The sequence below is a fragment of the Nocardia thailandica NBRC 100428 genome (assembly GCF_000308795.1).
Classification (GTDB): Bacteria; Actinomycetota; Actinomycetes; order Mycobacteriales; family Mycobacteriaceae; genus Nocardia; species Nocardia thailandica.
In genome coordinates, this window is the sequence record NZ_BAGK01000038.1 from 35,341 (window position 1) to 51,091 (window position 15,751).

Annotated in this window: 5 protein-coding genes; 4 read left to right on the top strand and 1 reads right to left on the bottom strand. The window is 73.3% G+C overall.

Features of this window, described 5'->3' with window-relative positions:
* Positions 1–18 precede the first annotated feature (18 nt).
* The 4 genes from ON36_RS03790 to ON36_RS03805 all read left to right on the top strand — a co-directional run bounded on the left by ON36_RS03790 (position 19) and on the right by ON36_RS03805 (position 14,360).
* Positions 19–5,067, top strand: coding sequence for a non-ribosomal peptide synthetase (locus tag ON36_RS03790; protein ID WP_043647609.1), 5,049 nt, complete (start codon positions 19–21; stop codon positions 5,065–5,067).
* Between the two features lie 37 nt (positions 5,068–5,104).
* Positions 5,105–9,631: a non-ribosomal peptide synthetase gene (locus ON36_RS03795; RefSeq protein WP_043647611.1), complete on the top strand. Its 4,527-nt coding sequence runs from the start codon at positions 5,105–5,107 to the stop codon at positions 9,629–9,631.
* Between the two features lie 116 nt (positions 9,632–9,747).
* Positions 9,748–13,185, top strand: a complete 3,438-nt coding sequence (locus tag ON36_RS03800; RefSeq protein ID WP_043647613.1) for a non-ribosomal peptide synthetase — start codon at positions 9,748–9,750, stop codon at positions 13,183–13,185.
* A gap of 77 nt (positions 13,186–13,262) precedes the next feature.
* On the top strand, positions 13,263–14,360 hold the full coding sequence (locus ON36_RS03805; protein ID WP_157224758.1) for a DUF6545 domain-containing protein: 1,098 nt from the start codon (positions 13,263–13,265) through the stop codon (positions 14,358–14,360).
* Here ON36_RS03805 and ON36_RS03810 read toward each other — a convergent pair.
* Positions 14,338–15,711, bottom strand: coding sequence for a SagB family peptide dehydrogenase (locus ON36_RS03810; RefSeq protein ID WP_052313617.1), 1,374 nt, complete (start codon positions 15,709–15,711; stop codon positions 14,338–14,340). The two genes, ON36_RS03805 and ON36_RS03810, sit on opposite strands and share 23 nt — an antisense overlap.
* Between the last annotated feature and the right edge of the window lie 40 nt (positions 15,712–15,751).

Sequence of the window (15,751 nt, forward strand, 5' to 3'; positions counted from 1 at the left end):
ACAGGGGTAGGAATTTCGATGTCAGACACCGATGCCGGCAAGCTGTCCGTGCTCGAACGCCGTAAGCAGCTGCTGCAGCAGCGTCTGCGCGACGCCGGACTGAACGCCGCGCCCGCGGCGGAGCTGCCCGCGGCGCGGCCGGGTGAGCGGTATCCGCTGTCGGCGGGCCAGCGGCGCATGTGGTTCCTGCAGACCAGGGACGCGGCCGACAGCTCGCTGAACGTGTGCCTGTCCTACCGGCTGCGCGGCGCGCTCGACGAACAGCGGCTGCGGGCGGCCTTCGCGACGGTGGTGAACCGGCACGAGATCCTGCGCACCGCCTACGGCGCCGACGAGTCCGGCGAGCCGTTCCAGGTCATCGCCGAGCGGTCCGAACCGGTTTGGCAGAGCGTGGATCTCACCGACCTGGACGAATCCGCCCGGCCGCACCGGGTGCAGGTGCTCGCCCGCCGCGAGTTCGCGACCGCCTTCGACCTCACCGCCGGCGTGCCGCTGCGGGCCACCCTCGTGCGCACCGGTGCCGAGGAGTTCGTGCTGCTGATCGTGGTGCACCACATCGCCGTCGACGACGAGTCGTGGGCGGTGCTGTTCGCCGACCTCAACGCCGCCTACAACAGCGCGGCCGCCGAACCCGCCGCGGCGCAGTACGTCTCGGTCGAGGTGCTCGGCGGTGCCGAGGAGCCCGGCGAGGCCGACATCGAGTACTGGCGGGAGGCGCTGCGCCCGCTGCCCGAGCCGATCGAGCTACCCGGCTCGCCCGCCGCCGCCCCGACCAAGGCCGCCGAGCGCCGCACCGCCGAGCTGCCCGCCGACCTGCTCGCCCGGGTCGAGGACTTCGCCAAGCGGCATTCGGCCACGCCGTTCATGGTCCTGCTCGCCGCCTACGACGCGCTGATCCACCGCTACACCGCCGCGCCCGACTTCCTGGTCGCTGTCCCGGTCACCTCCCGGCGCGCGGCCGCCGAGGACCTGGTCGGCTATTTCGGCAACACCCTGCTGCTGCGCGCCCAGGTGCGCCGCGCGGACACCTTCGCCACCTTCGTCGACGCCGTGCGCGACACCTGCCTCGCCGGCTTCGCCCACCAGAACGTCGGCATCGACCGGGTCGTGCGCGAGGCCAACCCGGAGCGTGTCGCCGGGCGCGACGGCATGGACCAGCTGGTCCGGCTCGGGTTCAGCGTGCGCAAGAGCACCGACGCGTTCGCCCTCGACGCCGTCACCGCCGAGCCGGTCGACCTCGGCGCGCCCTCGGCCCAGGTGCCGCTGGCCCTCGCCGTCGTGCTCGAGCCCACCGGCGCGGTGCTCGAGATCGAGTACCAGACCGACGTGCTCGCCGAGCCGCTGGTCGAGGCGCTGCTGTCGCACTACGTCCAGCTGCTCGACGCGGCGCTGAGCGCCCCCGACGCCCGCCTCGCCGACCTGGACATGCTCGGCGCCGCCGACCGCGCCGCGGTGCTCGCCCAGTCGCACGGCGCCGCGCTCGACCTGCCCGCCACCACCCTGGTCGCGCTGCTCGAGCGGACCGCCGCCGAGCGCGCGGGCGACCTCGCCGTCGTCGCCGACGACACCGAACTCACCTACGCCGAACTCCACCGCCGCGCGAACCGCCTGGCGCACCTGCTGATCGGCGAGGGCGTCGGCCCCGAGGACCTGGTCGGGCTGCGGCTCGGCACCTCGGTCGAATTCGTGGTCGCCATGCTCGCGGTGCTCAAGACCGGCGCGGGCTACCTGCCGATCGACCCCGCCTACCCCGACGACCGGATCGCGTACCTGGTCGACGACGCCGCGCCGAAACTGGTACTCGGCCGGGTCGAGCTGGACGCCGCCGAGGCGACCGCGGCGAACCTGCCCGAGCACGCGCCGACCGACGCCGAACGCGTGCGCCCCCTGCACCCGGATCACCTGGCCTACGTCATCTACACCTCCGGTTCCACCGGCGCCCCCAAGGGCGTGCCGGTGTCGCACCGCGCCATCGCCGCGCACATCACCGGGTTCACCGCGGAGTGGACCTTCGGGCCCGACGACCGCGTCCTGCAGTGCGCCTCGGTGAGTTTCGACGCCTCGATGTTCGACCTGTTCGGCACGCTCTCGGTCGGCGCGCGGCTGGTCGTGCCGAAACCCGACGCCTTCCGCGACATCCGCTACATCGCCGACCTGATCACCCGCCGTGGCGTGACGGTGATGAGCCTGGTCCCGTCGGTGCTGAGCACCTTCATGCTGCTGCCCGAGGTCAGCGAGTGGCGTTCGCTGCGCTACGTGCCCGTGGGCGGCGAGGCGCTGCCCGGCGAGGTGGCCGACAAGTTCGCCGGGCTCTTCGAGGCCGAACTGCGCAACCACTACGGCCCCACCGAGGCCGTGGTCTGCTCGACCCACATGCTGGTCGAAGGTCCGCAGGGCACCGGCGTCGTGCCGATCGGCGTGCCCAACGCCCAGGTGTGCGCCTACGTGCTGGACGAGGCGCTGCAACTGGTGCCCGCCGGCGTCGTCGGCGAGCTCTACCTCGGTGGTGACCAGCTGGCCCGCGGCTACCTGGGCCGCCCCGGCCTGAGCGCGCACCGGTTCGTCGCCGACCCGTTCAACCCGGGACAGCGTCTCTACCGCTCCGGTGACCTGGTGCGCCGCAACAGCTTCGGCGAGCTGGAGTTCGTCGGCCGTGCCGACGAGCAGGTCAAGGTGCGTGGGTTCCGGATCGAGCTCGGCGAGGTCGAGTCCGCGCTGGCGAGCCACCCGTCGGTCGGCCACGCCGTGGTCGTCGTCGCCGAGGACCCCGCCGTCGGGCCGATGCTGGCCGCCTACCTGGTGCCCGCCGCGGGCGCCGAGGTCGACGTCGAGGCGGTCCGCGCCCACGTCGCCGCCGGGCTGCCCGAATACATGGTGCCCGCCGCGTTCGCGGTGATCCCCGAGATCCCGCTGACCGTCAACGGCAAGCTGGACAAGCGGGCCCTGCCCGCCCCGTCCCCGGCCGCCGAGCGTAGCTTCCGCGCGCCCGCCACGGCCACCGAGCGGCGCCTGGCGACGATGTTCGCCGAGCTGTTCGGCCTGGAGAAGGTCGGCGCCGACGACTCCTTCTTCGACCTGGGCGGCCATTCGCTGCTGGCCGCGCGTCTCGTCGCGCAGATCCGGGCCGAGTTCGGTCTCGAATTCGACGTGCGCGTCGTCTTCGACACCCCGACCCCGGCCGGGCTGGCCGCCAAGCTCGTCGCCCAGTTCCGCGACGAGTTCGACATCGACCTCGACTCGGTCGACGACGGCGACGACGACCCGGCCGCCACCGCGGACGCGCCGGTCGCCGCGCCGGCGGGCACGCGCCCGCCGGTGACCGAACAGGTACGCCCCGAATGGATCCCGCTGTCCTACTCGCAGCTGGCCATGTGGTTCCAGTACCGCATGGAGGGCGCCACCGAGGCGGGCAACCTGCCCTTCGCGCTGCGCCTGGACGGGCCGCTGGACGTGGCGGCCCTGCGCGCCGCGATCAACGACATCGTCGATCGGCACGAGTCGCTGCGCACCAACTTCCCCGAGCACGGAGGCGTCCCGTACCAGCTGGTGCACCCGTCGCGCCCGGTGGAGACCGAACTGCGCGAGATCGCGCCCGAGCAGCTCGAGGAGACCCTCACCGAACTGCGCGGCCACCTGTTCGAGGTGGAGACCGAACCGCTGATCCGCCCGACGCTGCTGGCCATGGGCCCGCACACCCACGTGCTGTCGCTGCTGCTGCACCACATCGTCACCGACCACGCCTCGCTCGGCATCTTCCTCGACGACCTGCGGGTGGCCTACCGCGCCCGGGTCGCGGGCGCCGCGCCGACGTGGACGCCGCTGCCGGTCCAGTTCGCCGACTACGCGCTGTGGCAGCACAGTTCGTTCGACCACGCCGCCGCGTTCGGCAAGGCCGAGGTGGAGCACTGGCGTGCCCGCCTGGCCGGGCTGCCCGACGAGATCTCCGTCGCGCCGGACCGTCCGCGCCCGCCGGTGCTCGGCAAGCGCGGCGAGGTGGTCGTGTTCGCCGTGTCGCCGGAGCGGCGCGCGGTGCTCGAGGAGCTCGGGAAGCAGAGCGGCGTCAGCGAATTCATGGTCTACCAGGCCGTGGTCGCCACGCTCCTGCACGCGCTCGGCGGCGGCGACGACATCGCCCTCGGCACGCCGGTGGCCTGCCGCGTCGATCCCGCCGTCGACACCCTGGTCGGCCTGTTCGCCAACATGGTCGTGCTGCGCAACGACATCACGGGCGACCCGACCCTGCGCGAGCTCGTCGCGCGCAGCCGCGACACCGTGCTCGACGCCTTCGGCCATCAGGAACTGCCGATCGAGCGGCTGGTCGAGGCGCTCAACCCGCCGCGCTCCCGGTCGCGGAACCCGCTGTTCCAGAGCATGATCCACTTCCGCGGCGCCGACTACGCGCCGGTGCCGCAGGACCTGGCGGGCACGGGGGAGACCACGCTGACGGTGATCCCCACCGACTTCGACATCTCCTTCCTCGACCTGAACCTGAGCCTGAACGTCACCGTGGACGGCGGCCTCGACGTGCGCGTCGTGGTCAACGCCGACCTCTACGACGCCGCCACCGCCGCCTCGATCGCCGCCGCGCTCGACGCCACCCTCGCCGCGTTCGCCGAGGCACCCGACAGCCGGGTCTCGGCCCTCGAGGTCCTGCCCGCCGACGAGCTGGCCCGGCTCCTGGCCGAGCCCGTCGCCGCGGAGTCCGGCGCGGCCGCCGCGGCCGCCCAGGCGTCGGAGGAGACCCTGCGCACGCTGATCACGCTGCTGGAGGAACTCCTCGAGATCGACGACGTGACGCCGGAGGACAACTTCTTCGCCCTCGGCGGCGACAGCGTCATCTCGATCCAGTGGTCCGCGCGCGCCAAGGAACTCGGCCTGCCGCTGACCCCGCAGCTGGTTTTCGAGCACATGTCGGTGGCCGAGCTGGCCGCCGCGGTGGACGCCGCCGACCCGGCGGCCGACGAGCAGGAATCCGCCCCGCAGCCCGAGAGCGCGCCCATGAGCGCCTCGGGCCTGGACTCCGACGCCCTGGCCGCGCTGACCGCCTCCTGGCAGTCGCAGGCATGAGCACGACCCGCCCGACCTCCCCGAAAGGACACACAGCATGAGCGGCGCACCCCAGATCGAGGACGTCCTCGCGCTGAGCCCGCTGCAGGAGGGCCTGTTCTCGCTGTCGCGGCTGGCCGGCGACAAGATCGACCTGTACACAATGCAGTTCGTCTTCGACATCGACGGCCCGTTGCGGGTCGAGCTGCTGCGCCGCAGCGCCGAGGCCATGCTGGTGCGGTACCCGATCCTGCGGGTGTCGTTCTGGGACAAGGACCTGCCCAAGCCGGTGCAGATCGTGCCGAGCACGGTCACGCTGCCGTGGTTCGAGCGGGAGGCCACGCCGGACGAGTTCGACGTCATCGCCGAGTCCGAGCGGCGCAAGCCGTTCGACCTCGGCCGCGGCCCGGTGCTCCGGTTCACCCTGCTGACCGTGCCGGGGACCGAGCGGCGGCGGCTCGTGCTCACCGCCCACCACATCCTCATGGACGGCTGGGCGGTGGCGATCTTCTTCACCGAGCTGCTCGCGGTCTACCAGGCGGGCGGCTCGCTCGACGGGCTCCCGCCGACCCGGCCCTATCGCGACTACATCGCCTGGCTCGCCGCCCAGGACACCGACGCCACCGTCGCCGAGTGGGCGCGGTACCTGTCGAGGATCACCGGGCCGCTCATGCTCGCCGACGGCACCGCGGTCACCGACGGCGCCGTGCCGGAGAAGACGTTCCTGCGCCTGGACGCCGCCGAGACCGTCGCCCTGCACACGTGGGCGCGCGAGCAGGGTCTGACCCTCAACACCGCGGTCCAATACGCCTGGACGCTGCTGCTGTCGCGGCTCAGCGACCGCCGCGACGTCGTCTACGGGACCACCATCTCCGGCCGCCCCGAGGGGCTGCCCGGGGTGGAGGGCATGGTCGGCCTGTTCATCAACACCGTGCCGGTGGCCTTCGAGTTCGACCGGGACGGCTCGGTCGTGCAGCAGTGCGCGCGGCTGCAGCGCGAGTCGGCGGCCATGCGCGACAGCGGCTTCCTGAGCCTGTCGACCGTGCAGCGCGCCGCCGGGCACGGCAGCCTGTTCGACACCCTGTTCGTGTTCGAGAACGCGCCGATCGCCGACGCCATCCGCGACGCCGAGATCGGCGACGGGGTGACGCTGCGCCCCATCGGCATGGACTCGCTCGCGCATTACCCGCTCACCGTCGTCGCGCACATGAGCGGCGAGGACCTCCTCGTCGTCGTGGAGGCGATTCCCGGTGCGCTGCCGCATCTCTCGGCCGTCGAGCTGGGCGAGCGCCTGCTCGGCCTGCTGCGGCAGCTGCCCGCCATCGGCGCCGAGGGTCCCGACGCGCTCGACATCCTCACCGAGGCCGAGCGGGCCGCGTACTCCACCGCCGCGATCGCGCCGCCGGTGCCCGAGGCGGCCCGCACGATCTGGGAGCTGTTCACCGAGCAGGTCGCCGCGACGCCGGAGGCGGGCGCGCTGACCACCGGAGCGGGCGAGAGCTACACCTACGCCGAGTTCCACGACGCGGCCTGCCGCCTGGCGGGCGAGCTGGCCGAGCACGGGGTCGGCCCGGAAACCGTGGTGGCGCTGACGATGCCGCGATCGGCGGATTCGCTCGTCGCGATCTACGCGGTGCTCGCCGCGGGCGCGGCCTATGTCCCGGTCGACGTCACCCTGCCCGAGACCCGCATCGAATCCCTCGTGCGCCAGGCGGATCCGGTGCTCACCCTGACCGTCGCGGCCACCCGCGACCTGGTCGCGGCCGACGCCGCGGTGCTCGTCCTCGACGACCCCGCCGTGGCGGCGCGCATCGCGGCCCGCCCGGCGACCGCGCCCACGGTGGCCCGCCATCCGGACCACCTCGCCTACCTGATCTTCACCTCCGGCTCCACCGGCGAACCCAAGGGCGTCGCGGGTACGAACGCTGCGGTGACCACCTACTTCGCCGACCACCGGGAGCGCTTCTACCGGCCCGCCAACGCCCGCCTCGGCAGGCCGCTGCGGATCGCGCACGCCTGGTCGCTGAGCTTCGACGCCTCCTGGCAGCCCATGGTCGCCCTGCTCGGCGGGCAGGCCCTGCACCTGTTCGACGCCGAGGAGACCCGCGACGCCGAGCGCATGGTCGCCGGCATGGCGGCCTTCGATGTCGACATGCTCGACACCACGCCGTCGATGCTGGCCCAGCTCACCGCCGCCGGGCTGCTCGACCGGCCGCCGGCCGTGCTCGCCGTCGGCGGCGAGGCCTGCGATCAGGCCCTCTGGTCGGACCTGCGCGGCCTGCCCGGCACGACCGCGTTCAACTGCTACGGCCCGACGGAGACGACCGTGGAGGCCGTGGTCGCCCGCATCGGCGACTACGACGGCCCGACCATCGGCACCCCGAACGCGGGTACCTGGGCCTACGTGCTCGACTCGCGCCTGCGGCCGGTGCCGCCGGGCGTGGTCGGCGAGCTGTATCTGTCCGGCGGGCAGCTGGCGCGCGGTTACGTCGGCAAGCCCGGCGTCACCGCGGACCGCTTCGTCGCCGACCCGCTGCGTCCCGGCGCCCGCATGTACCGGACCGGCGATCTCGTGCGGCGCCTGCCGCACGGCGGCATCGGCTACCTCGGCCGGGCCGACTCCCAGGTCAAGATCCGCGGCTACCGCATCGAGACCGGCGAGATCGAGACCGCGCTGCGCAGGCTGCCCGGCGTGGACACCGCCGCGGTCGCGGTGGTGCGCAAGGCAGGCGGCGCGAGCCTGGTCGGCTTCGTCGTCGGCCGGGACGCCGAACCGGTCGACCTGCGCGCGGCCCTGACCCAGCGCCTGCCCGGCTACATGGTGCCCGCGCGCATCGTCGTGCTGGCCCAGCTGCCGGTCAACGCCAACGGCAAGCTCGACGGCCACGCGCTGGATCGCCTCGCGGCGCAGGCGCTCTCGGCGGGCGAGGCCGGCGCCACGGTGTCCGTGCCGCCGAGCACGCCCACCGAGAAGGCGCTGTGCGCGGTGCTCGCCGAACTGTTCGACGGCACCGCCCCCGGCATCGACGACGACTTCTTCGCGCTCGGCGTGGACAGCATCGTGGCGATCTCGCTGGTCAACAAGGCCCGCCGCCAGGGCATCTCGCTGAGCCCGCGCATGGTGCTGACCACCCCGACCGTGCGCGAGCTGGCCGCGGCCGCCGACCGCACGGTCACCGTCGCCGCGGGCGACGCCGACTACGGCGAGGTGCTGCCCCTGCCGGTGGTGTCGTGGATGTACGAGTACGGCAACTACCGGCGCTTCACCCAGTCCGCGCTGCTCACCGTGCCCGAGGGCATGACGACCGGGCAGGCCGAGGCGGTGCTGCAGGCGCTGCTGGACGGGCACGACACCCTGCGCTCGACCCTCGCGGTCACCACCGAGGGCCCGCGCCTGGTGACCCGGGAGCCGGGCACCGTCGGCGCCGCGTCGGTCTACCGCGAGGTCGACCTGGCGGGCCTGGACGAGGACGCCCTGCGCGCCACGATCACCGCGACGACGCGCGCGGTCACCGACGAGATCGTGCCGGAGAACGGCGAGATGGTGCGGGTGGTCCGCTTCACCGGCGCCGACGGCGGCGACCTGCTGCTGCTGGCCGTGCACCACCTGGCCGTCGACGTGGTGTCCTGGCACATCATGCTCGACGGCCTGACCGAGGCGTGGAACGCGGTGTCGGCGGGCAATCCGCCCAAGACGCTGCCGGAGTTCACCTCCTATCGGCGCTGGTCGCGCCTGATGTGGGACCGTGCCGCCGAACCGGAGGTGCTGGCCCAGCGCGGCTACTGGGCCGAGCAGGTCGGCGCGCCCGATCCGGCGGTGGGCAGGCGCAAGCCCGACCCCACCCGCGACACCTGGTCCTCGCTGCACGTCGCCCCGGCCGTGACTCCCGTCGCGGTGACCGAACGGGTGCTCGGCAGGCTGACCAAGGAGGAGGGCGTGCGCGAGTTCCTGCTGGCCGCGCTGACTCTCACGCTGGCGGCCTGGCGGGAGGAGCGCGGGCAGGATCCGCGCGCGGGCGCGCTCATCGCCCTGGAGGGCCACGGCCGCGCCGACGGCGAGCTGGGGACCGACACCGCCAACACCCTCGGCTGGTTCACCAGCGTGTTCCCGGTCCGCCTCGGCGCGGGCGACGCCGCGCCGAGCCTGGCCGCGGTCGAGTCGGCTCCGGAAGCCGCTCGCGCCCTGCTGGATTCGGTGACCGCGCACCTCTCCGGCATCCCGCATCAGGGCCTGGACTACGGCCTGCTGCGGTATGTGGACCGGGCCGCCGAACTGATCGCGGGCAACGATCCGCAGGTGGAGTTCAACTTCCTCGGCCGGATGGACCTCAGCGGCCGCACCGGGGCGACCTGGTCGCTCTACACGGGCCCGCGCAACGAGGCCCTGCCGCTCGACCCGGAGCCGGACCTGCCGCTGCGCTACGCCCTCGACGTGATCTCCGCGGTGGGGACCACCCCGGAGGGCCCGCAGCTGAGCACGAATTTCCGGTGGAGCGACGCCCTGTTCACCCAGGAGGACATGGATTCGCTCACCGCCCTGTGGCAGCGCAGCCTGGCCGCGCTCGCCGCGGGCCTCGCGGGCTAGCACCTGGCGAAGGGTTGCCCAACCAAGGTTAGGCAACCCTTTGTCAGTGGGATAAGCTAACCCCACGCACATCTCGATCCGCCCAGCGTGGCGGCAGCAAGGAGTGGAAAGCCGCAATGGATATCGACGAGATCCGGACCCTGGTCGCCGAGCAGATCGGGCTCACCGCGGCCGAGGTCGGTGACGACGACGACCTCATCCAGCTCGGCCTCGACTCCATCCGCACCATGAAACTGGCGGGCCGCTGGCGCAAGACCGGCGCCGACGTCAACTTCGCCCAGCTCGCCGCCGCCCCCTCGGTCGCCGCCTGGCACGCCCTGCTGACCGCGGGCGAGGAACCCGCCGCCGCGCCCGAGCCCGCCGCCGAGGACCCGGCGGGCGACGACGAACTCGCGCCCTTCCCGCTGGCCGGCATGCAGCACGCCTACTGGATCGGCCGCTCCGGCGAACAGGAACTCGGCGGCGTCGCCGCCCACCTCTACGTCGAATTCGACGGCGGCGCACTCGATCCCGACCGCCTCGGCAAGGCCGTCGCCGACCTCGTCGCGGCGCACCCGATGCTGCGCACCCGCTTCCTGCCCGACGGCACCCAGCAGGTGATGGCCGAACCCGGCCGCCCGGTGTTCACGGTGGTCGACCTGCGCGGCCGCGACGCCGAACCCGCGCTGGCCGAACTGCGCGAGACCAAGACCCACCAGGTGCTGGCCATCGAGGACGGCCAGGTCATCGACGTCACCCTCACCCTGCTCGACGGCGACCGCACCCGGCTGCACCTCGACGTGGACATGCTCGCGGGCGACGCCATGAGCTACCGCGTCCTCGTCGCCGACCTCGCCGCCCTGTATCACGGTGCGACGCTGCCGGCTCCCGGCTACAGCTACCGCCGGTACCTGACCCGCCCGGTCGACACCGCCGCGCGCGAGCGGGACCGCGCCTGGTGGGCCGAGCGGCTGCCCGACCTGCCCGGCGCGCCCGAGCTGCCCACCGTCCCGGTGGGGGAGCGGGTCGACCAGCACCGCACCGTGCGCTACAACCACTGGCTCGCCCCCGAGGCCAAGCAGCGCCTGCTCGCCGCCGCCCACGAACGCGGCGTCACCCCGGCCATGGCGCTGGCCGCCGTGTTCGCCGAGACCATCGGCGGCTGGTCGGCGCAGAGCCGGTTCCTGCTCAACGTGCCGTTGTTCCACCGCGAGCCGGTGCACCCCGACATCGACCGCGTCGTCGGCGACTTCTCGTCCTCGATCATGCTCGAGGTCGACGTGACCGACAATCTGTCGGTCACCGACCGGGCGCTCGCCCTCCAGCGCAGCATGCACGAAAGCGGCGCGCACACGGCCTATTCCGGCCTCGACGTGCTGCGCGACCTCGGCCGGCACCGCGGCGAGCCGATGCTGGCGCCGGTCGTCTACACCAGCGCGCTCAACCTGGGCGAGCTGTTCGCCGACCAGGTCACCGAGACCTTCGGCGAGCCGGTGTGGATCATCTCCCAGGGCCCGCAGGTGCTGCTCGACGCGCAGGTCACCGAGGTCCGCGGCGGCCTGCTGCTCAACTGGGACGTGCGCGAATCCGCCTTCCCCGCCGGACTGATCGACGCGATGTTCGAGCGCTACACCGCCGCCATCGCCCGCCTCGGCGAGGGTGACGCGGGGTGGGCCGCCGAGGCCGCGGTGCGGCTGCCGCGCGCGCAGGCCGAGGTGCGCGCCGCGGTCAACGCCACCGACGGGCCGGTCAGCGGCCGCGCCCTGCACGAGGGCTTCTTCGACCACGCCGCCACGAAACCCGAAGCGCCCGCGGTCGTCTGGGGACTCGGGCCGGATCAGGGGCAGTGGACCTACGGCGAGCTCGCCGCGCGCGCCCTCGCCGTCGGCGGCGCGCTGCGGGCCGCGGGCGTGCGGCCCGGCGACGCCGTCGCCGTGCAGCTGCCCAAGGGCCGCGACCAGATCCTCGCCGTGCTCGGCGTGCTCGCCGCGGGCGGCACCTACGTGCCCATCGGCTTCGACCAGCCGGTCGGCCGCCGCGCCGAGATCCTGCGCACCGGCGGCATCGGCGCGGCGCTGTCGGTGACCGGGGCCGACCTGGGGCCCGAGGTCACGGTCGTCTCCATCGACGCCGCCCGCGACTTCGCCGAACCGCTCGCCGAACCCTGGCGGCCGGACACCTCCGACATCGCCTACGTCATCTTCACCTCGGGCTCCACTGGCACCCCCAAGGGCGTCGACGTGATGCACCGCGGCGCGATGAACACCATCGACGCGGTCAACGAATGGTTCTCGGTCGGCCCCGGCGATCGCGTGCTCGCCCTGTCCGCCCTCGAGTTCGACGCCTCGGTCTACGACATCTTCGGGCTGTTCTCCGTCGGCGGATCGCTGGTCGCGGTCGATCCGGTCCAGCGCGCGGAGGCCACCACCTGGGTCGACCTGCTGCGCGCGCACCGGGTCACCATCCTCAACTGCGTGCCGAGCATGCTCGACATGATCCTCGAGATCGGCGGCGACAACCTGGGCGACTCGCTGCGCGCGGTCACCCTCGGCGGCGACTGGGTCGGCGCCGACCTGGTCGACCGGCTCGCGGCCCAGGTCCCCGGCGCCCGGTTCTCCGGCCTCGGCGGCGCCACCGAGACCTCCATCCACAACACCATCTGCGAGGTCACCGCGCCCGCGCCGAAGCACTGGGCCACCGTGCCCTTCGGCGTGCCGCTGCGCAACGTGCGCTGCCGCGTCGTCAACCCCGCGGGCCGCGACTGCCCGGACTGGGTGCCCGGCGAGTTCTGGGTGGGCGGCGCGAACGTCGCGGCCGGCTACCGCAATGACCCCGAGCGCACCGCCGAACGCTTCGTCGAGCACGAGGGCATCCGCTGGTACCGCACCGGCGACATGGCCCGCTACTGGCCCGACGGCACCATCGAGTTCCTCGGCCGCGCCGACCACCAGGTCCAGATCCGCGGCTACCGGGTGGAACTGGGCGAGGTCGAGTCCGCGCTGCGCACGGTGCCCGGCGTGCGGCACGCGGTCGCCGCGATCGTCGGCGCGGGCGCGCCCAAGCTCGTCGCCGCGGTCTCGGGCGAGGAGTCCGCGGTCGCCGGCATCGCCGACGCCGTGGCCGACCTGCTGCCCGCCTACATGATCCCGACCCGCGTCGAGTACCTCGCGCGGATGCCGCTCACCGCCAACGGCAAGCTCGACCGCCGCGCGGTGGTCGAACTGCTCGAGCCTGCGCCGGGCAGCGGCGAGGACTCCGCCCCGCGCGACGACGTCGAGGCCGCCCTGGTCGACATCGTCACCGGCGCGCTGGGGGTCGAGACCATCGGCGTCCACGACGACTTCTTCGCCGCGGGCGGCGACTCGGTGCTGGCCACCACCGTCATCGCCCGGGTACGCGAATGGCTCGACGTCGACCACGCGCTGGTGGCCGACCTGTTCGCCACCCGGACCGTGGCCGGGCTGGCCGAGCGGCTCCGCGGCCGGGAGGCCACCCCGCAGCGCCTGACCGAGGTCGCCCGCCTCTACCTCGAGGTCGCGAACATGACCGACGAGGAGATCCTCGCCCAGGCCTGACCGGCGGGCCCGGCTAAGGTCTTCGGCATGACCCACCGCCCCCGGCCCGGCCATCCCGGGAAAAGGCTCCGCTGATCGTGCAGGGAGCACCCGCGATCGTGGTCTGGGGCTGTGCCGTCTGGGCGGTGGTCGTCACCGTGCTGCGGCTGTGGCTGGTGCGCGAGACCGCCGAGGAACGGCTGATCAACCGGGCCCTGCTCTTCGCCGCCGCGGGCACCTTCCTCGGTGTGGCCTCGGTCCCGCTCCACCTCGGGATCGCGGGCCGCACCGTCGGGGCCGTCGTCGGGTTCTTCACCAGCAGCAGCGTCTTCGGATTCGCCCGGGTGGTGGCCACCCGCGACACCGAGGGCATCTGGCGCAGGCAGCGCCGCTACGACGCGGGCGCCTGGCTGCTCGGCGCGATCAGCGTGATCCTCGGCGTCGCCGCCGGGACCGGCCTGATCACCGTCGACCTGCTGAACCGGTGGTTCGACCTCGGCGGCGTCCTGGTGTGCTTCCCGCTCGCGGTGTCGGGCGCGCTGATCCTGCGCGGGTGCGTCCGAGAGATCGTGCTGCCCGCGACCTCGCTCGCCGAACGCATCACCTACGGGATCCTGATCAGCATCGCCGGCTACTGGATCAGCTACTCGGGCTACCTGGTCGTGCTGTTCGCGATGAACCGCAGCACGTTCGCCATCGGGCCGGTCTGGGCGCTGTGCGCGTACGCGTTCCTGGCCGCCATCACCACGCTGCTGGCGATCCCGGTGATGTGGCGGCTGCTCGACGTGCTCGGCTGGAACCGCGCGGGTCGCGACTGCGCGCGGCTGCGCCCGCTGTGGGCCGACCTCACCGCCGAGGTGCCCGAGGTCTGCCTGGGCGACACCATCCACCGCAACGCCGCCGAACGCCGCTACCGGATGACCATCGAGATCCGCGACGCCCTGCTGCACCTGCGCAGGCAGGCCGAATCGCCGGACGGTTTCGCCGCCCAGCCTGGCCGCGCGTGCGTGTGGCGCCGGGTCTACGAGATCGAGGAACGGCTCGGGCCCGAGGACATCGCCGCCGAACACGGCAGCCGAGACCTGTCCCCGGAACACGAGCGCGAGCTGCGCTACCTGCTGGCCGTCGCGGGCCGGTGGCCGCGGGCCGACGAGCCCGCCGTCCCGGCCGCGGTCAGCGCGGCGAGCCCAGGATGATGCTGCCGACCGCGCATTCCTCCAGCTCGTCCACCCCCGCCGCGGCGACGAAGGCCGCGGTGTCGACGAACCCCTGCGCGCACGCGCCGAGGCCCATGGCCGTCCCCGCCAGGTAGACGGTCTGGGTGAGCACCCCGACGTGCTTGAGGATCACCGAGTAGGCGACCTGCTCGTAGGTCCACATGATCCGGCCCGAGCGCGCGGCGAGCACCAGCAGCACCTGCGGTTCGGCCCCTTCCGACAGCGTGGCCGAGGTCGACTTGACCAGCTTGGCCACCGCGGGGGAGTCCGCGCCCGCGACCGGGCGCAGCACGTGATCGAACGAGTCGTAGTGGTACATCCCCGGCGCCAGACCGGCGACGTTGCGCACCACCGGATACACCTCGAGCTCGTAGACGCTGCCGCCGGACGGGAACGGCCGCGAGACCAGCTCCTCGTTCGGATGCTCCGAGCGGGTGCCGCGGGTGCGGGCGGTGCGGTAGAGCAGTTCGCCGAGCTGGGCGAGGGTGATCGGGTGCGCGTCGTCGAACGCGCGCACCGAGACCCGGTCCTCGAGGACGGCGGTCAGGCTGGGATCGGCGGCGCGGGCCGCGTCCAGGTCCGGCACCGGCAGCGCCACCGGCTCGCCCGGGTAGTCGGGCTTGCGCGCGGGCGGCTGCGGGAACTCGCCCTTGGCCCACTTGGTCGGGCCGAAGTGGTCCCAGGTGACGACGCGCTCGCCCAGCGTGCTGCGGCGGTGGAACCACAGGTCAGGCAGGCTCCAGCTGCGCGTGGTGAAGGCGCGGTCCTCGGCGTCGGCGTCGGGCACGAGGAAGCCGCACCACTGCAGGTCGTCGAAGAACTGGGACTTCACGTCGACCGGGAGCGTGGAGTCCGCCGCGCCGGGCCCGTCGAGCAGCGAGAGCAGCCGCGGATCGTGGATCCGCAGATCGCACCAGGATCGCGGATGCTCGAGCACGAAGCCCTCCGTGTCCCGGTGCAGCACCGCGAATTTCGACAGCGTGGCCGACCAGGACGGCGGCGCCGACGGCCGCGGCGCGGGCTGCGCGAACGGCCGCACGGTGTAGAGGTCACGGCCGCCGTCGCGGACCGTCACCGCCAGCCAGCCCCCGTCGGTCAGCCGGTCCATCAGCCCGGCGACGTCGGCGCCCTGGGCCGCCGCCGTCATCTCCGCGACCGTCGCCGGGCCCTTGTTCAGCGTCTTGAGCGCCTGGAGCTGCCCGGCGGCCAGGCCGGTGAGCTTCTCCTTCTGCGGCGGGTTCAGCAGCACCGCGCCCGCCGGGGTGGTCAGGCAGGTGACGCCGGTGCGCAGCGCGAATCGGGTCTGTTCGGGATAGGTCACGGCGGGCATGACGGGGGTGAACCTCCGCGGGTCGAACTCGGGACTACTG

Excerpts from the sequence above, each read along its gene's own strand:
- ON36_RS03790 (WP_043647609.1), top strand. The coding sequence starts at position 19 with ATGTCAGACACCGATGCCGGCAAGCTGTCCGTGCTCGAACGCCGTAAG.
- ON36_RS03800 (WP_043647613.1), top strand. The coding sequence starts at position 9,748 with ATGGATATCGACGAGATCCGGACCCTGGTCGCCGAGCAGATCGGGCTC.
- ON36_RS03810 (WP_052313617.1), bottom strand. The coding sequence starts at position 15,711 with ATGCCCGCCGTGACCTATCCCGAACAGACCCGATTCGCGCTGCGCACC.
- ON36_RS03795 (WP_043647611.1), top strand. The coding sequence starts at position 5,105 with ATGAGCGGCGCACCCCAGATCGAGGACGTCCTCGCGCTGAGCCCGCTG.